The organism is Bacteroides sp. Marseille-P8574 (genome assembly GCF_902825465.1).
In the GTDB taxonomy this organism is placed as follows: Bacteria; Bacteroidota; Bacteroidia; order Bacteroidales; family Bacteroidaceae; genus Bacteroides; species Bacteroides uniformis.
In genome coordinates this window covers 59,872-78,888 of record NZ_CADEBE010000002.1, presented here as the reverse complement: position 1 = coordinate 78,888, position 19,017 = coordinate 59,872, and the positions used below count along the sequence as shown (strand labels likewise).

14 protein-coding genes, 1 tRNA gene and 1 pseudogene are annotated in these 19,017 nt (G+C 43.7%); 10 read left to right on the top strand and 6 right to left on the bottom strand.

All coding sequences use genetic code 11. From position 1 onward, the window contains the following. Positions 1 to 228: 228 nt before the first annotated feature. The 4 genes from HUX74_RS12555 to HUX74_RS12540 all read left to right on the top strand — a co-directional run bounded on the left by HUX74_RS12555 (position 229) and on the right by HUX74_RS12540 (position 4,754). Entirely contained in the window at positions 229 to 1,350 is a 1,122-nt protein-coding gene (locus tag HUX74_RS12555; RefSeq protein ID WP_117599605.1) for a DUF362 domain-containing protein, read from the top strand. Between the two features lie 69 nt (positions 1,351 to 1,419). Continuing rightward, positions 1,420 to 1,929, top strand: a complete 510-nt coding sequence (locus HUX74_RS12550; protein WP_171030451.1) for an ECF transporter S component — start codon at positions 1,420 to 1,422, stop codon at positions 1,927 to 1,929. Between the two features lie 285 nt (positions 1,930 to 2,214). Beyond that, positions 2,215 to 3,024 carry a patatin-like phospholipase family protein gene (locus HUX74_RS12545; protein ID WP_138345917.1) on the top strand — a complete coding sequence of 270 codons (810 nt, stop codon included), beginning with the start codon at positions 2,215 to 2,217 and terminating at the stop codon, positions 3,022 to 3,024. 32 nt (positions 3,025 to 3,056) lie between these two features. Next, positions 3,057 to 4,754: an alpha-amylase family protein gene (locus HUX74_RS12540; protein WP_174646775.1), complete on the top strand. Its 1,698-nt coding sequence runs from the start codon at positions 3,057 to 3,059 to the stop codon at positions 4,752 to 4,754. A 104-nt stretch (positions 4,755 to 4,858) separates the two neighbouring features. On the opposite strand, the gene HUX74_RS12535 is transcribed toward HUX74_RS12540, so the two are convergent. After that, positions 4,859 to 5,089: a hypothetical protein gene (locus HUX74_RS12535; RefSeq protein ID WP_117599602.1), complete on the bottom strand. Its 231-nt coding sequence runs from the start codon at positions 5,087 to 5,089 to the stop codon at positions 4,859 to 4,861. A gap of 333 nt (positions 5,090 to 5,422) precedes the next feature. Between HUX74_RS12535 and HUX74_RS12530 the strand changes: the two genes are divergently transcribed. The 3 genes from HUX74_RS12530 to HUX74_RS12520 are packed head-to-tail and all read left to right on the top strand — an operon-like array spanning position 5,423 to position 8,610. Beyond that, positions 5,423 to 6,088 (top strand): DUF2461 domain-containing protein, encoded by a 666-nt coding sequence (locus HUX74_RS12530; protein WP_174646774.1) that lies wholly within the window; start codon positions 5,423 to 5,425, stop codon positions 6,086 to 6,088. A gap of 34 nt (positions 6,089 to 6,122) precedes the next feature. Further along, positions 6,123 to 6,569: a YhcH/YjgK/YiaL family protein gene (locus HUX74_RS12525; protein ID WP_119962273.1), complete on the top strand. Its 447-nt coding sequence runs from the start codon at positions 6,123 to 6,125 to the stop codon at positions 6,567 to 6,569. A 31-nt stretch (positions 6,570 to 6,600) separates the two neighbouring features. Next, a complete protein-coding gene (locus HUX74_RS12520) occupies positions 6,601 to 8,610 on the top strand; it encodes an alpha amylase C-terminal domain-containing protein (protein ID WP_131226368.1) in 2,010 nt (669 codons plus the stop codon). A gap of 72 nt (positions 8,611 to 8,682) precedes the next feature. On the opposite strand, the gene HUX74_RS12515 is transcribed toward HUX74_RS12520, so the two are convergent. Beyond that, a complete protein-coding gene (locus HUX74_RS12515; protein ID WP_174646773.1) occupies positions 8,683 to 9,396 on the bottom strand; it encodes a hypothetical protein in 714 nt (237 codons plus the stop codon). Between the two features lie 208 nt (positions 9,397 to 9,604). Here HUX74_RS12515 and HUX74_RS12510 point away from each other — a divergent pair, with 208 nt between their 5' ends. After that, positions 9,605 to 9,841 carry a YecH family metal-binding protein gene (locus tag HUX74_RS12510; protein ID WP_131226362.1) on the top strand — a complete coding sequence of 79 codons (237 nt, stop codon included), beginning with the start codon at positions 9,605 to 9,607 and terminating at the stop codon, positions 9,839 to 9,841. A gap of 308 nt (positions 9,842 to 10,149) precedes the next feature. Next, on the top strand, positions 10,150 to 11,112 hold the full coding sequence (locus HUX74_RS12505) for a S9 family peptidase (RefSeq protein WP_174646772.1): 963 nt from the start codon (positions 10,150 to 10,152) through the stop codon (positions 11,110 to 11,112). Positions 11,113 to 11,433: 321 nt separating this feature from the next. Here the strand turns inward: HUX74_RS12505 and HUX74_RS12500 are convergent. Next, a tRNA-Arg gene (locus tag HUX74_RS12500) sits at positions 11,434 to 11,507 on the bottom strand. 288 nt (positions 11,508 to 11,795) lie between these two features. Between HUX74_RS12500 and rpiA the strand changes: the two are divergent. Continuing rightward, a pseudogene (rpiA, locus tag HUX74_RS12495) lies at positions 11,796 to 12,500 on the top strand (ribose 5-phosphate isomerase A). Here the strand turns inward: rpiA and HUX74_RS12490 are convergent. Genes HUX74_RS12490 through HUX74_RS12480 form a run of 3 tightly spaced genes read right to left on the bottom strand, consistent with a single transcriptional unit; the run spans position 12,475 to position 18,997 of the window. Further along, positions 12,475 to 13,926, bottom strand: coding sequence for an AbgT family transporter (locus HUX74_RS12490; protein ID WP_129643452.1), 1,452 nt, complete (start codon positions 13,924 to 13,926; stop codon positions 12,475 to 12,477). The pseudogene rpiA and the gene HUX74_RS12490 overlap by 26 nt on opposite strands. After that, entirely contained in the window at positions 13,919 to 14,647 is a 729-nt protein-coding gene (locus HUX74_RS12485; protein WP_117966437.1) for a DUF5932 domain-containing protein, read from the bottom strand. The genes HUX74_RS12490 and HUX74_RS12485 overlap by 8 nt, the downstream gene beginning before the upstream one ends. Before the next feature lie 3 nt (positions 14,648 to 14,650). Further along, positions 14,651 to 18,997, bottom strand: coding sequence for a DUF5113 domain-containing protein (locus HUX74_RS12480; RefSeq protein ID WP_174646771.1), 4,347 nt, complete (start codon positions 18,995 to 18,997; stop codon positions 14,651 to 14,653). Positions 18,998 to 19,017: the final 20 nt, after the last annotated feature.

Sequence of the window (19,017 nt, the reverse complement as noted above, 5' to 3'; positions counted from 1 at the left end):
ACGCATTATCTGTCAGCCTCCGATACATCATGTGTTTGGCACCAACGGACAATGCGTTCTGACAAGCCTGCTCCTTAGTAGCGTATGCCCAAAATTTTCCTGGCATCGTCTTTCTTGAACAGTGAATCAATGACGTCTAAAATCCCTACTTTTTTTAGCCATATACCTATTAATATGAAATAATCTGTTATTTTTGCAGATACTATCACAATAAATAGGTAAAAACACATGGAAAAAGCAAAAGTATACTACTCTGACTTGCGTACCTCCCCTACATCCAATCTTTTGGATAAAATGGAACGCTTGCTGAGAAGGGCAGGCATCGAGCAACTTCCTTTGAAAGATAGCTTTGCTGCCATTAAAATCCATTTCGGCGAACCCGGTAACCTGGCATACTTACGTCCCAATTATGCAGCTCGAATGGCAACCCTGCTTCGCAGCCTGGGAGCCAAACCTTTCTTGACGGACTGCAACACGCTGTATTCCGGTCGTCGTGCCAATGCCGTAGACCACTTGCAAAGTGCGATGGAGAATGGCTTTAACCCTATCTCGGCCCAGTGCCAGGTCATTATCGGCGACGGGCTGAAAGGAACGGACTACCGCGAAATCCCTCTGAACGGGGAATATTGTCCGGCACCCAAAATCGGTACAGCGATAGCCGACGCCGATATTGTAATCAGTATGAACCACTTCAAGGGACACGAACAAGCCGGTTTCGGCGGCGCCTTGAAGAATCTGGGTATGGGATGTGCCAGCGTAGGCGGAAAGCTGGAACTGCACTGCGCCTCGCAACCCAAGATTGACGTAGAAAACTGCATAGGCTGCAACATCTGCGTGAAACACTGCGCACACGACGCCGTGCACCTCAATGCAAGCCGCAAGGCAGAAATAGACTACACCAAATGCGTAGGTTGCGGACAGTGCGTAGCTCTCTGCCAGCACGACGGTGCCGTGATGGGAGCCGAAGATACTTCCGAACGCCTGAACTACAAGATTGCCGAATATGCCTTGGCTGTCGTTATGGGCAAGCCCCATTTCCACATCAGCTTCATCATGAACGTATCTCCCGAATGCGACTGCTGGAACCACAACGATGCCGCCATCGTGCCCGACCTCGGCATCCTGGCTTCGGCAGACCCGGTTGCACTGGACAAGGCATGTGCAGATATGGTCATCCAAGCCCCGATACTGCACGGCAACAATTGCCTCGCCACGGCACACGAGCACGATGACTTGTGCGGGTGCGACAAATTCCACTTGATGCACCCCGACACGGACTGGCTTGCCGGGTTGCGCCATGCCGAGAAAATCGGATTGGGAACCATGAAATATGAATTGGTGAAGATTTGACTAAACCTTTTCTGTTTTAAACAGTCATACTAAAAATAGATTTATCAATTAATGCATAATATTATACAAATGGAAACATCTGCAAAACTTTATTCCCTGCCTTTCGGCAACGTAAAGACCTATCTATTCGCCCTGCTGTTCGTGGCAGGAAACATCGCCTTGCCGCAACTCTGCCATCTGGTCCCAGCAGGCGGTCCGACGTTGCTTCCCATCTATTTCTTCACACTGATAGCTGCTTATAAATATGGTTTCAAGGTAGGTCTGCTGACGGCTATCCTGTCGCCGGTCATCAATCATCTGCTTTTTGCCATGCCTGCAGCAGCCGTGTTGCCGGCTATACTTATAAAGTCCGGTCTGCTGGCCGGAGCCGCCGCTCTTGCTGCACGCTATGCCAAGAATATCTCTTTATTGGCATTGCTGGGCGTGGTTCTCTCCTATCAAATTATCGGTACGGCCTTTGAATGGGCTCTGTGCGGTAATTTCTTTCTGGCTGTGCAAGATTTCCGTATGGGCATTCCGGGTATGCTGATTCAGTGGTTCGGAGGATATGTACTGCTGAAAGCAATCGCAAAAAATTAAGCGTATATTCTCAAACAGTATCCCTTAATCCTAAAACTTTGTTCGCAAACTGCGGATACATATCCCCAGTTTGCGGATGTCTATCCCAAGACTTGGGATAGACATCCGCAAACCATAAACTAAGTTTTTTCTTAACTGATAAAAACTTTTTCCCTAACCAAGAAAAACTTTCTCCTTAATAGAGAAGACTTTTCTCTTAATACTTTGAACTTTTTTCCGCTATTTTCCTTTCTCCCTACGATAAAATCATTAATTTCGTGCCGAACAATATATTATATTTTCAACATGGAGGTAGCAACGAACAACTGGTTCACTAAAAAATATCCGATAGGTTTTGCCTTGAGCGGCGGTTTCATCAAAGGCTTTGCCCATTTGGGTGCCATGCAATCTTTATTGGAACATGACATCAAGCCCAATATACTTTCCGGAGTCAGTGCCGGAGCCTTGGCCGGGGTATTCTACGCCGACGGCAATGAACCGCATAAAGTTCTTGACTACTTTGCCGGGCACAAGTTTCAGGACCTGACCAAACTGGTGATTCCCAAAGTCGGATTATTTGAATTGGGAGAGTTCATCGATTTCCTGAAAAGCAATCTGAAATCCAAGAAACTGGAAGAACTGCAAATCCCTCTGATTATTACAGCTACTGACCTGGACCACGGACGTCTGGTACATTTCCATAAAGGGGACATCGCCGAACGCGTAGCAGCTTCGTGTTGCATGCCGGTATTGTTTGCCCCGGTCAATATAGACGGCACCCATTACGTGGACGGAGGCCTGCTGATGAACCTGCCTGTCTCTACCCTCCGCCGTATATGCGAAAAAGTGATTGCCGTGAATGTCAGCCCTTTGATGGCAACCAAGTATAAAATGAACATTGTGAGTATTGCCTTACGTTCCTATAACTTTATGTTTCGCTCCAACTCTTTTCCTGAACGCGAGAAGGCTGATTTACTGATAGAACCTTATAACTTGGAGGGATACAGCAATACAGAGCTGGAAAAGGCGGAGGAGATATTCATGCAGGGATATAATACGACCAATGATATATTGGAACGCCTGTTCATAGACAAAGGCAGCATTTGGAAAGAATAAAATAACCATTCTATAACATAGAAAACAAAGAAATGAACGACGAAAACAAATTGATTATTTATCAAGTGTTCACCCGACTATTCGGAAACAACAATAACCACTGCATCAATAATGGCAGCATCACCGAAAATGGATGCGGCAAGATGGCTGACTTTACAGCCAAGGCGTTGGGAGAAATCAAGAAGCTTGGCGCTACACATATATGGTACACGGGCATCATTGAGCATGCTACGCAAACTGACTACCGCCGTCACAATATCCAACCCGACCATCCGGCCATTGTGAAAGGTAAAGCCGGATCTCCCTATGCCATCAAGGACTACTATGATGTCGACCCGGATCTCGCCAAGGACGTACCGGAGCGTATGAAAGAGTTTGAGAATCTGGTGCAGCGCACTCACCGTAGCGGTCTGAAGGTCATCATAGATTTTGTTCCCAACCACGTAGCTCGTCAATATCACTCGGATGCCCAGCCGGATGGCACTTCACAACTGGGTTCAAACGATGATACCAACTATGCGTTCAGCCCATATAATAACTTCTATTATATCCCGAAATCGGAACTGCATGGCCTATTTGACATGAAAGGTGCAGCCACCGAACCTTATAGGGAATTTCCGGCAAAAGCTACCGGAAACAACCGTTTTGACGCATATCCAAACATTACCGATTGGTACGAAACTATAAAGTTGAATTATGGAGTGGATTATCAGAACGGCGGGACTTGCCATTTCGACCCCATTCCCGATACATGGACCAAGATGCTGGATATCATGCTGTTCTGGGCGGGAAAGAACATAGACGGTTTCCGTTGCGATATGGCCGAGATGGTTCCCGTAGAGTTCTGGGAATGGGCAATTCCGCAGGTCAAGGAGCAATATCCCTCCCTGCTGTTTATAGCCGAAGTCTACAACCCGGGAGAATACAAGAATTACTTGTTCCGTGGCAAGTTTGATTATTTATACGACAAAGTAGGACTTTATGATACCTTGCGAGCTGTTACTTGCGGGTATGAATCGGCAACTGCCATCACTCGCTCTTGGCAAAGTCTGGGAGGCATAGAAAAACGCATGTTGAACTTTCTGGAAAACCATGACGAGCAACGTATCGCTTCCGACTTTTTTGCCAGTAACCCGCGCAAGGCGATTCCGGCACTCATTGTGTCAGCCTGCATGAACACCAATCCGATGATGATTTATTTCGGTCAGGAGTTTGGTGAGCTGGGCATGGATAGCGAAGGTTTCAGCGGCCGGGACGGACGTACAACCATCTTTGACTATTGGAGTGTAGATACCATCCGCCGTTGGCGCAATGACGGCAAGTTCGACGGCAAGATGCTGACGGAGGACCAGAAACACCTATACAGCATTTATAAACGGTTGCTGACTCTTTGCAATGAAGAAAAGGCCATCTCTCAAGGAGCTTTCTTCGATTTGATGTATGCCAATGTCAACGGATGGCGCTTTAATGAACATAAGCAATATACATTCCTGCGCAAATTTGAGAGGGACCTGCTGCTGTTTGTCGTGAACTTCGACCATATCTCGGCAGACCTTGCCATAAATATTCCTTCTCATGCTTTTGACTTCCTGCAAATACCGCAGATGGATCAGTACAAAGCTACGGAGCTGCTCAGCGGAAAAGAAGAAAACATAAGTCTGCTTCCCTATAAGGCTACTAATGTGGCCGTCGAAGGATATGGAGGAAAGATACTTAAGATAAAGCTATAATGGGGGCACAACTCAGGTGATTTATTAGGTTTGGCACTAATTATGCAGAACAACACGGATTTCTTAATCGCTTCGCGGCTTTCCGCATAATCAGTGCCAAGTCTTTATTGGTTCTCTTCCATATATTCCTTCAGTCGATATAGCCGCGTGATGGCAGGATTATAAAAATCATCAGGATAATGTGCATCTATATCACTGAGGTTAGCTTGCACAAAACGTTTCACATCCACTATGTTCTCAGCATCAGACAATGTTACACTTTGAGGGAAAGATGTGCTCTTTGCCCAATCTATCAGCGCTTTAACGCTATCTTCATCAAATTTATATTCGGCCATATTCTACATTTTTTCTTGCAAAGATAGTGCAAACTGGATGCAGAATAAAATGACCCACCCATTTTTTATGCTAAAGTTATCCTCATCTGCATGAACAAAATCTCGATTTGTTGTGTTATATAAATGTGTTTTTCATAGTATTAGATATAAGATTAATTAAAAGAGACGTACCCGCTTGTGATAAGTAAGTACATCAAAAACAGAAGCGTCTGTTTGATTGATAAATGTGTAAGGAGCATCGGTTTACCAGAGCCGATGCTTTTTTTACCCTTCTTTGTAGCATGTTAGAAATATTATCCGTAAATTTGGCAGATAATAAGGAAAGAATATGATATGAATATCCCTGTTATATTTCAATTTTTGAAAGAACTGTCTGCAAACAACAATCGTGAATGGTTCAATGCTCACCGGGAACAGTATGAAGTAGCCCGCAGCGAGTTTGAAAACTTGCTTACAGTAATTATCTCCCGTATCTCTTTGTTTGATGAAAGCATCCGTGGCATAGAAGCAAAGGACTGTACATACCGTATTTATCGTGATACACGCTTTTCCGAAGATAAAACTCCCTACAAGACACATCTGGGAGGATATATCAATGCGAAAGGAAAGAAATCCGACCATTGTGGCTATTACGTGCATCTGGAACCGGGAAACTGCCTGTTGGCCGGTGGAAGTTATTGTCCTCCCTCGCCCTTGTTAAGAGCTCTGCGACAAGCAGTATACGATAATATGGATGAATTTCGTAGCATAGTGGAAGATCCCGCTTTCAAGCAATACTTCCCCATCATCGGAGAGAATTTTCTAAAAACAGCTCCAAAAGGATTTCCAAAGGACTATCCCTATCTGAAATACCTTCAGTGTAAAGAGTATACGGTTGCCTGCTGCCAGCCGGACAGCTTCTTTCTTGCTCCAGACTTTTTGGATCGTACAGACGACATCTTCAAGCAGATGAAGCGTTTTTCTGATTTTGTGAATTACACCATAGACGACTTTGAATAATTTACCTATATAACTAACTTAAAACATTTGAATTATGGTTGTAGACAGACTTGAAAACATAGAAAAATATACTTTGCTGCATCCTCTGTTTGAGCAGGCCATTGATTTTTTAAAATCACATGATTTGCACTCTTTGGAAATCGGCAAGACCGAACTGAAAGGAAAGGACTTGTTGGTCAATGTGGCTCAGACAAATCCAAAAGAAAAAGAGAATGCCAAACTGGAAACTCATAAAGACTATATTGACATTCAAATACCTTTGTCCGGTACGGAGATAATAGGTTATACCGCCGCCCAAGACTGCCTTCCGGTTGATGCTCCTTACAATGCGGAAAAAGACATCACTTTTTTTGAAGGACTGGCAGAGAGCTATATTGCAGTGAAGCCCGGAATGTTTGCTATCTTTTTCCCTCGGGACGGGCATGCTCCGGGTATTACTCCTGACGGTGTAAAAAAAGTAATTGTGAAAGTTAAAGCGTAAATTTATCAAATATCCAAAACTCATCCTCTATATGGAAACATTGAATTTAATCAAGAATGACCCATGGCTGGAACCTTTTGCCGATGCCATCAACGGACGTCATCAACATGCCATAGACAAAGAACTAGAACTGACCAATAAAGGAAAGTTAACCTTATCTGATTTCGCATCCGGATACCTCTATTTCGGTCTGCATCGTACTGACGACGGCTGGGTTTTCCGCGAATGGGCGCCTAACGCAACCCAAATCTTTATAGTCGGAACTTTTAACGGTTGGAAGGAAGAAAAGAAATACAGCCTGAAACGCAAGGCAAACGGCAATTGGGAAATCAAGCTTCCTGCTGATGCTGTGAAACACGGTGACTTGTACAAGCTGATGGTACATTGGGACGGCGGTTGCGGTGAGCGCATTCCTGCATGGGCTACACGTGTCGTACAAGACGAACAGACTAAAATATTCAGTGCCCAAGTTTGGGTTCCGGAGAAACCCTATAAAATGAAGAAGCGGGTTTTCAAGCCGTCTACAGATCCTTTGTTGATATATGAATGCCATATCGGTATGTCTCAGCAGGAGGAAAAGGTCGGTAGCTATAAGGAATTTCAAGAAAAGATTCTTCCACGTATCGCCCAAGAAGGCTACAACTGCATACAGATTATGGCTATCCAGGAACATCCCTATTATGGTAGCTTCGGATACCATGTTTCCAGTTTCTTTGCCGCTTCTTCCCGCTTTGGTACTCCGGAAGAACTGAAAGAACTGATTGATACAGCCCATAGCATGGGGATTGCGGTTATCATGGATATTGTCCATTCACACGCTGTGAAGAATGAAGTGGAAGGCTTGGGTAACTTTGCCGGTGATCCTAATCAATATTTCTATCCCGGTGGACGTCGGGAACACCCGGCTTGGGATTCACTTTGCTTTGATTACGGCAAGAACGAAGTTATTCATTTCCTGCTTTCTAACTGTAAATTTTGGTTGGAAGAATATCATTTCGACGGCTTCCGCTTTGACGGAGTGACTTCCATGCTATATTATAGCCATGGTTTGGGAGAAGCATTCTGTAATTACGGAGATTACTTCAACGGACATCAAGACGACAATGCCATTTGTTATCTGACACTTGCCAACAGGCTTATCCATCAAGTCAATGCCAAAGCCATTACTATTGCCGAAGAAGTATCGGGAATGCCCGGACTGGCGGCAAAATATGAAGATGGCGGCTACGGATTTGATTACCGTATGGCCATGAATATTCCCGATTATTGGATTAAGACAATCAAGGAGAAAATAGATGAGGACTGGAAGCCATCCAGCATGTTCTGGGAAGTGACCAACCGCCGCAAAGATGAAAAGACCATCTCCTATGCGGAAAGCCATGACCAAGCTTTGGTGGGTGACAAAACCATCATTTTCCGCTTGATTGATGCGGATATGTACTGGCACATGCAGAAAGGAGACGAAAACTATACCGTAAATCGCGGCATTTCTCTCCATAAAATGATACGTTTACTGACTGCGACTACTATCAACGGCGGTTATCTTAACTTTATGGGCAATGAATTCGGACATCCGGAATGGATTGACTTCCCCCGTGAAGGTAACGGTTGGTCATGTAAATATGCCCGCCGTCAATGGGATTTGGTGGACAACAAGAATCTGGCATATCATTATATGGGTGACTTTGATGCTGCCATGTTGGGAGTTGTAAAAAGCATAAAGAACTTCCAAGCTACTCCGGTCCAAGAAATATGGCATAATGACGGTGACCAGGTATTGGCCTATATGCGCAAGGACTTGATTTTTGTATTCAACTTCAACCCCAAGCAGTCTTTTACTGATTATGGTTTCTTGGTTCCTGCCGGAACTTATGAAGTTATTTTGAATACTGATAATCCAGATTATGGCGGTAATGGTTTAACGGATGATACCATCAAACATTTTACCATCCACGATCCGCTTTATAAAAAAGACAAGAAGGAGTGGCTGAAGCTTTACATACCGGCACGTACAGCTGTTGTACTGAGAAGAACTAAATAATCATTTTATAACATTAAAAAAGAGGCAGATATCTGAATTGATATCTGCCTCTTTTTTATATAGGAGAGTCTTTTATTTCAATTGACTGTCGATGAAGTTCAACATCGTTTTTGCATTATCCATCATCTTCTTTTGAGCTGGTTTGTTTGCAGAGAGCAATGAAATAAGTTTATCCAAATATTCTTTGGCTTCCTTGAATTCAACTTTTGCTTTTTCTACATCTGTTTTCATGGTATTGGCACCCTTACTATAATACAAAGAACCCAGACTGTTAAGTGCATTTACATTATCTGCTTGGATAGCTATGGCTTGTTTAAAAGCTTCTTCGGCTGCATCCATCTTTTTGGCTTTCTGCGCCATGATACCTTGATTTACGTAATAAGTAGCATACAATTTAGTCAATGTTTTGTTACCGGGATTTGCTTCCAGCCCTTCCTTTAAAGTGGCAACATACTCATCATTTTTCTTCAAATCTTTCAAAGCACCGGCTTTACCTATATAAGCATTTGCCAAGTTGTACTTTTTCTGTACAGCAATATCAAAATACTTCAAAGCTTCGGCAGGTTTCTTTATCTTATCGGCACAAACGCCACAGTTATATGCAATTACGGAGTCTTGGTTGTTTGTTTGTGTTAGATAAGTACTAAATTTTGTGTAAGCTTCCTGGTAATTCTTAGCTTCAAGAGCAGCCTTACCATCGTTGACCAACTGGGCAGGGTCAGCATTCTGCGCAAAGAAATTCGTAGCTGCACAACATAGTGCAATAGATAAGATTAATTTTTTCATATGCTTTAATTCATTTAAAAGTTGATTCCCAAAGTTAGTTTACAATGGTATAGAAGCAAAACCTTTTTACTTTTTTTGAGGTTTTTAGTATAGTCGTAACAAGTGTTATTTTACGTAAAAGCAAATATCTGGATGTGTTTTTGGGGCTTTGTCACATATGTTACACTTATACTTTGAATATCATATTATCTTTGCAACAAAAAAGATTATGGAACAATTACATGCACATGAAATCTTCCACATGATGGAGGGTAATAGTTATACTGAGTTATCATTGAGAGAAGCCATTATCCAAAAATTCGGAGAGCGGCAGCGTTTCTTCACTTGCTCTGCCGACAATATGGATGTAGATACCCTTATAGAATTTCTTAAAAGAAAAGGAAAATTTATATCCGCCAATGGTGGATTTACCGTCGATATGATTAAAGTTTGCAATCATTGGTGAGGAATATTAATTCTTGCTTTTGTTAAATCGAACATTATTTATGTTAATGGTTAACAGAAATAATATTCTACTAAACCATGTTATAATATCTACTGATTACCCACTAAAATTTGGATATCTCCTGCAAGTACGTATCTTTGTACTGTGTTTTTCATAGTATTAGATTTAAGGTTAACAAAAAAGATTGGCTGTCTGAGATAGATAGCCTTTTTTTATGTCTAAATGTCATCTTTCCCCTTTTTAGTTATAGTTTTATTCTATCTTTGTAGGTCAGATAATCCACGTAGCATTAATAGAATAAACTGAATATGGGAAAACGCCTTATTTTTATCTTGATGGCATGCTCATTATCAAGTATAGCTACTGTTGTGCATGCACAACATATTGACAAGCAAACCTATACTTTTGCCATCAAAAAGGCTGATACTCTGAAACAGGACAAGTATGTAATGATTGATCAAATACAAGGGACACAATCAAAGCCCGTCATTCTTTTTGCATTTGGGGGAGATTTCAAAGGCGGGAGAAGAGATAATCCCGATTACATTTCTTATTTTCATTTTTTTGCACGAGCCGGCTATGTGGTAGTATCAACAGATTACCGCACCCAATTAAAGGATATAGATAAATCGGAGTATTCGGACTTGCAAGGATTCTCTTCTGCCCTGCAACAAGCAATCACTTGTGCTGTAGAAGATTTTGGTGATGCTACAAATCATATAATTGAGCATAGTGTAGAATGGCAAATAAATCCTGCACAAATTATAGCTTGCGGTTCAAGTGCAGGTGCGATAACTGCCCTTCAAGCAGAGTATGAGATTTGCAATCAAATGGCCTTTGCGGACAGATTACCTGCCAATTTCAATTATGCAGGGGTCATTTCCTTTTCTGGAGCAATCTGTGCCAATGGTATTCCAAAATGGATAATGTCCCCTTGTCCTCTTATGTTGTTCCATGGTGATGCCGACAGCACGGTTCCTTTTACTAAGGCAGTAATAGAAGAGGAAATGGGGCTATGGGGCTCAAACTTTATCTGTATGCAACTGAAAGAAAAAGAGACAGCATACTATTTCTATATAGCGGAAGGTATAGGACATTCCCTATCCTATTCTCCTATGAAGGATAATCGTCATGACATCCTGAGCTTCCTAAACCGGTTGGTACTTGGTAAAGAAAAACGTTGCATTACGACTGTAGAGAAGAATCCGGAAATATCTAGATATAAGAGTGATTTTACAATAGAGGATTATATCCGTGAAAATATGCGTTAACTCCTATCTTTATATCCTTTCCAGAGTTTTTGTTTCTCCACCAATCAATTATCTTTGCACATTATTATTCTATAAAAACAAATCTTTAATTCTATAAATTATGTTGGTACGTATTATCAGTATGGTCATAGCCGGAGTTATTATAGTATATCTAGTCCGTTGGATTGATAATTTTTTCTCCAGGTATCGCAAATAAATCTTGCCTGCAATGTAAACCAAATACTCCAATTTGTTTCCCATTACAACCTATGCGGACATTTTCTAATTCTAAAACAAGAAAACCGCAAAAGCTTTTTATTAGCCATTTGCGGTTTTTCGTTGTGATTCCGTTGCGATTCGAACGCAAGACCCACGCCTTAGAAGGGCGTTGCTCTATCCAGCTGAGCTACGGAACCAGCCTTAATTGCGGTGCAAAGGTACGCTTTTTTGCGAATATTGCAAATTTTTGTACCACCTTTTTTCGTTACCTATGTACAAAAGGCTCATTTGCTATATAAAAAGTAATGATTAGTTACCTTTACAAACAAGATACACGGTATTTATATACAGATGTATTAAAACATTTTGCAAATTATCAATGTTACTAATTATAAAAAGTAAAAATATGGAGGAATATTCAAGCAGGGAAAGTAGCATTGACCCGAAAATGAATGAAAGAGTAATAACAACTAAACTTTAAAGTGATGGAATGGGAAAATCAGTTGATACAAGAATTGCAATGGTCAAATAAAATCAGCAATAAAGCGAATAAGGAATTGGTTGCCCAGGAAATTGCCGGACTGGCCAAAGACGGTGATGTCATAGGAGCAGGCTCCGGCTCTACCGTTTATCTCACTTTATTTGCATTAGCTCAGCGAGTTAAACAAGAATCTTTGCATATAAAAATCATTCCGGCATCTGCCGAAATTTCGATGACATGTATACAGCTTGGCCTACCGCAAACTACTCTGTGGAATAAGCGTCCGGATTGGACATTCGACGGTGCAGACGAAGTGGATCCGCATAATAACCTCATCAAAGGACGTGGTGGAGCCATGTTTAAGGAGAAACTTCTCATTAAAAGCAGTGGTAAGACTTACATCATTGTCGATGAGAGCAAGCTTGTCAGCAAACTGGGGAGCAAATACCCCATACCGGTGGAAGTGTTTCCACATGCTCTCTCCCATGTGGAAAACGAGATACGCTTATTGGGAGCTTCAAAAATCAGCCTACGTCTTGCAGAAGGAAAAGACGGTCCGGTATTTACCGAAAGCGGTAATTTCATTCTTGACATTCATCTCAGCAACATTGTTCCTGATTTGGAATAGAAACTGAAAGCCATTACCGGGGTTATCGAAAGCGGGCTGTTCATTGGTTATGACATTACAGTCCTAATGGCAAACCGCTGATGTACCAAAGTACAAATAAGGCAGTCCATGCCAATAGAATGACTAAAGAATATCTCCAAGTATACTTCAGTAGTGAACCATAAGTGGATTGCCTATCATATTGCTGCATATAGGTCAAGACAAGTGGCATGTAGAACATAAAAGGTGTTATGGCATTTGTTGCACTGTCACCTATACGGAACGCACATTGGGTCATATCCGGCGAAATGCCCATACTTGCCAATACCGGAACAAAAATGAAAGACATAAAAGCCCATTTAGCTGTGGCAGATACCATAAAGAGATTGACCAGCGCCGTAAAAAGAATGAAGAGAATCAATATCCATAAACTACTCAAAGAGGCGGAGGACAGCAGATTAGCGCCTAAAATGGCAATGCACTTGTCCAAGTGGGAATATTCAAAACAAGCAAACATCTGTGAGGCAAAGAAAGCTATCACAAAATAAACGCCCAGCAGTTTCATCGGCTGCGTAAGTCCTTCTATCACATCACCGTCCGTACGGTATCGGCCGGAGGCAAAACCATAGACCATCCCCATCAAACCTATTCCAAACGAAAGCAAAAACAGAATACCAACTATAAACGGAGAACGAATCAACCCACCATTGACACTCCGCAATATCCCCCATGAAGAGAATGTAGCCCACAGAATAATGGCAATATACAGCAAGCCTGCAAATACAGCTCCCAACATAGCTCTCCGTTCCTTGCGGGACAGTTGTTTGTAGCCATTAAAATGAATATCCCCTGCATACATTCCCAAGTGCGGCAACAAGCTCCTGCGGGTAATATGATAAATGATAAATGCAAGCAGGAACGTGGAAACAAAGAGAAAATAATAATTGCACAGCGGTCCAGTCTGCCCCGGAGCAATATTCATCCTATCAGCCGCTTCTTGCGTTACAGAGGCAATCATGGGGTCTAATGTACTCAAAAACACATTAGCGCTATAGCCACAAGAGACTGAAACATAAGCTGTAATTATACCTCCAATGGGGTGCAGACCGACGGACTGGAACAAAGTCGCAGCTATCGGCAACAGAATGATATATCCTGCATCTCCCACTATATTGGACAACAGTCCTAAGACAATGACCAGCAGAATAATGCGCCAAGGATCACGTGGACGTCGTACCCCCCTGCGAATACATGCATCGATGAAACCCGAATGCTGTGCCACCCCTATTCCGAACATAGCCACAATCACCAGCCCTAACGGAGCGAATCCCGTAAAATTGGTTATGACATGGCGCAGCAGCCAGCGTATGCCCTCCGGACTCAGCAGGCTTTGCACGCGTATTTCTTCTCCAGTCTGCGGTTGCAGCACGCTCAGGCCATAGACATCGAATATCCATGAAAGGAGGATGACTGCCAGCGTCAGCAGGAAGAACATCGTAGCGGGATGTGGCATCCGGAGTTTACTCATCGTCGGCTTCCAGATTGTCTATATTCAGAATTCGGAGTTCCAATGCACGCACCACCAGACGAGTGGCATTCACCCCCACCCGTTCACTAGGCGGGAAAAGACGGCCAATCAAGTCATTCTGCCGTTTCTCCAGCGACTTGACTCCAAAAGGCATTCCCCTAAGATTGGCAATCATTTCTTTGGTATAGCCCAGTGCCAAATGACGGAGGAAACGCTCGTCATACTCATCAATATCATAGCTTATGATTGCTTCCTGACGTTTTGTATCATTCAGGACAGATTTCTTGAAGCGTTCCACTATTTTCTCCAGTATCGGATAGTTAAAGACCAGCTTCTTGCCGTCCATCACTGCCTGCACATCGGTTTTGGTCAGCAACTCTCCGGTTTTCAGGATAATGCCGTCGGCACCGGCTTCAAGTACGTCCACCCATAACTTCTCATTCAATATTTCTCCCGTGAATATCAGCACATGTACTCCCGGATAACGCTTGAAGATATTCCGGCAGATGTCCACCCCGATTGTGGTCGAACCTCCTAATCCCAAGTCCAGCAGAACAAGATCCGGCACGCCGGCTTCAATCAATGTCCAGAACTCCTGCTCAGTCATAGCAGTACCTATTACCTCCGCATTGGGAATTTCATGGCGGAAAATCTCTTCCGTCCCTTTCAGCTCCAACTTGACATCCTCAACGATGATTACTTTAAATTTTTTGTCTTCCATATTTCATTTTTTCGGTAGCGTAAAATATATTGTAAAACCTCCTTCCTTTCCCGGTTCGGCATTGATACGGCATCCCCGGTGTCCGGCAAACTCGTCATGGTCGCGGATAATCTGCTTGCACACCAGATATTCCGTACCATACAGTTCTCCTTTCTCACCGGCCGTCATGCGGGACAAGTCGGGATAGAACAATTGGTTCAATTCTTCACGGGTCTTTTCCCTACGCATATCTGTAAACAGAAAACGTATAAATTCCCCATCTTCCCGGGCCGACAGACAGACAGTTCCATCCAGAGTTACGGAGCAAGCCTCTTCTATCAGGTTTTCAAGCAGGAAACGCAACTGGTTCCAGTCGCCGGTAATCCGTCCTTCCAACGGTTGTATCTTAAAATCAATATGCGCCTTGTTTCCCTTATACACTTTGCGGAAATATTTCCCGGCAGTAGCCATAAGTTCCGGCACAGATATTGTCGCACGCCTGAAAGTCACCTCTTCCAACTGGCGGGAAGCGCATGAACTGAGTGTCGTAAAGATACCTTTGTAATACTCTATCAATTCGCTGATGGCAACCACCGTTTCCCGCTCCTCCGCTTCTGTCTGTTTGCCGGACCGCAGTTTCCCTATCAGCTGCTTTATCTTGTTCGGATAATAAATCGTTTCATGCTTGATGGTCGAGAGACAATTATCCAGCACCATGTTCTGTACATGCAGCAAACTGTCTTCCCAGGAAGCTCGCCGGGCTTCATCTTGAGCCACTTCGATGTCCCGGTATTTCGTAGCCAACTTAACCACTGCATTGAAGATTACAATGGAGACATAACGGGCTATCAGTTCCAAAAGCAAATGGTCGGTCTCCTGCTCCGTACCTTCCCTGCGTTCCAGACACAGCACACCTATGCAACGACACATATTTCCCGCATCCACAACAAGCGGCAATGCTTGTATACCCTTTTCCGATATGTACACTTGCTGCTCAAAGCAATTCTCCATATATTTCCTCCAGATAGGCAACTCGTCCACGGCGGTATCTTCCACTGGATTGGAAGTATATTCCAGCTTATGTGTAGTCTCGTTGTATACAGCTATGCTTAACCGGTCGATACTCAAAAGTTCGTTCACTGCATCAAAAGCGGAACCTACAATCTGCCGCGGGATTTCCTTCAATGTATCCTCCTCACGCTGCAACATTTCCTCCGTATCCGAAACCGGCAACAAGGAGGCATTGAACACCTTTCCATTAATTTCCAGTACTTGCTCCAGATTCCAGCGGTTCACCAGACGTTTACGGAAGTAGAGTATGTAATATCCCAACAGCAATACGAACAGCAAAATCACCGCCAGCAAAATGCCCACCATCTTGTTGTTGGTGGAACGCTCCAGCTGCCGGCAATATTCTTCCAAGGATTGGTCTTCTCCCAACAGTTTGTATAAGGTAGTGTAGGCAGCATTATTATAACTATAGTCATCCCATTGCTTCAATGCAAGAAATGAGACTGCCGCTTCATTCCTGATATCCAGAATTACATGGAAATCCGAATTGAACATCTGGTTCCACCAATCCAGTTCCGCAGGCGCCCCGTCTCCCGTCAGCGTCATATAGCGATGTATAGGATGGGCGTATTGCTTGTAATGTTCGTTCAGGCAATACATTGCCGAATCTATGTATTGTAAAGCCAGTTCGTATTCTCCGTCTACATTGCAGTAATAAGCTTCATTGGCATAATCGGAGGCTTCGTCCAGCAAAGCTTCGTATTCATTCTGTGCAAGCAGTGCCAAAGAATCCGGTAACACCTCTCCGGAAGCAGGCTGTTCCACAGCATGCCGGCAGGATGACATGCACAAAGACAACACAACGAGCAACACCGACACGGACTTACGGATACCGGCAGGCAGACGGAAATAAAAACGGCTGCCTTTTCCCAGCCCGCTCTCCACATTAAACAGACAGACCTTGAACAAATCATTCGTCTTGCGATATTTTTCAATGATGCCCTTACAGTTCATCAGTCCAAAGCCACTTCCTTTGTTCTTCCTCAATTCCTCCTTGTCGGGAGCGTCACTCATACCGATGGCTTTTGAGTCATATACTTTTTCTCCCACGATGCGGGCTACATCTTCCGGTGACAATCCACAACCATTATCCTCTACCGAGATTTCCACATAATCCTCCTCCTGCCGTGCATATACTTTCACCATACCGCCCTGAGGGGTATATTTACGGGCATTCTCCGCCAGTGTATTTATCATAAACAATGTAAGGGCCTTGTCTGCCTTTACCCTGATATCCGTAGGCTGCACCTCCAACGACTGTCTCTTCATCTCGAATGTACGGCTTCCTTTCCTGAGCAGCTCGAAAAGTTCATTCAATTCGAACGTCTCTATGTTTAGGCTAAGGCTTCCTTGCTTCATCTTTATCCAAAGGGCAAGAATATCATTGTATTCGTTGATGGTAGTAACCAACTCGTCGATATACTGGTATTTCTCCTCCTTTATCCGCTCCTCTTTGATGAATCCTTTTTGAGTCAGTTTCTGTACTTCGTTGATGATACGGTCTATGTACGGGTGAATTCCGTTAACAATAGCCATACATGCTTTCTTTATCAGATTTTGCCGTTTGTTCCCTGCGATGTGCTGCTCGTAAATGTAGCGTTGCTTTTCCAGTCTGCGGCGTTCGTCGCCAAGGGAGATGGACGTCATGCCGTTGTCTATCGCCCATTGGATATAGGGAGTTATCACCCGTACCATCGCCTGCTCATCCTTGCTCATCCGACGCGGGAACACTAATTGCCCGTTGTCTATGCGGATGTCCTTCACTCCAAACAGCTTTTCCAATTCCGGGCAGACAGCCGTCCGGATAGAGTCGATGATTTCCTCCTCAGTCTGTGCATCTGCCGGAATGGATGCCGTTATCTTCTGACAGATGTCCAGCATCAGTTGCAGACGGTGGAGATGTACTCTGTTCCGGTCTTTGGAACGCTTGTTGAAAAACCAGAAAAAGAGCGATACAAGCACGAAGCCCACAATGACCAGTGACAACACAACGTTGAGCTGTCCCGCCTCCTTTTCCAATGCCTGATAGCGGCTTTCCAGCTCTTTATCCTGGCGTGTATCTTCAAGGATATCCAGGTAAATATTGCGGTTATAGTCTGATTTTTCTTTCATCCCGAGTCCTGCATACGAAACGCTCAACTGTTCACGAATACGTGAAATCCACTCAGGTACGGTTTTCAGTTTCTGCTCCATCCATGCCTTCTCCGCGCAAATCGTATCTCGACGGTCAAATGCTTTCAGCCAGTCCAAACTATCGTGGCAGTCATAGAAAAGGCGGTGATGGTCATTTACACATTCCAGAGCAAGTTTTAACGTGTCAAGAGCTTCTGTATAGTGACTGTGGGCATTCAGGTATTTGCCAATGGACACATATGCGCCTGCTATCTGATACAAATCTTTATATTGACTGAACTTCTGCAGAGCCAACTGCCCTAGACGCATTGGCAATAGAGAGTCTACCGATACTCCAAACCGTGTCAGGGCATGGGAACGGCGGTCCTGGAAAAACTCGTAATTCTCCGGTGAGGCCATCAGGTTGGCAAGCCCCTGCACTCCGTTCCCTTCAAAGTAGAGATACCCTTTACGGGATGCCAACCGCCACGTGGTATATAGTTCGTCAAACTCTCGCAGCCTTTGTTCGTCCGGCGTCTCGCCTTCACACAAGGCAGCGGATCCCTTAATGTAATGATAGTACAATAACTGGTTGGTATCTGCCAACAATTTTTGATTATCAGTTACTTCATTGATAGAAGCCACTGCCTCGGGACGTTGTTGCAGATAATAATAATAAACAGCAGATACGATATAAAATTCGGAACGGGCATAATTCAAACGTATTTGCTCGTGTCGGTCCACAAACAGATTGTCATCCTCCGCTATCCTTTTCATACGGCGCAAGGCACTGTTGCGATAATCGTAGAACTCCTTGTTCAACGCCGTCCGCTGATAAATTTTCATCAAGCCGATGTCGGCAATAAGGAGTTCCAGCTCATTCTTGGTCAGATTATAGACATCCATATGAAATTTTTCGGCCTGCTCAAAATCCATACGCATAAAAGCACAAAAGCCCAGATTATTGGATGCTTCCGCTTTTCCTTGTTTATAGAGGCTGACTTCACGGTAGGCCCTTGATGCCGCATAGCAGGATGAATCCAGGTTTTTATAACGATAAGCATAAGCCACCTGGTTTAGAGAGTCGATAAGGCGCACTTCCTTCATGGGTGCCGTTCCTACACACGAAACCATTGCTGTACAAAGGCACAGCAATCCCGCAAAGCATATGGAAGAAAGTCGTTTCATAAAGCAAAGCTACGAATAAA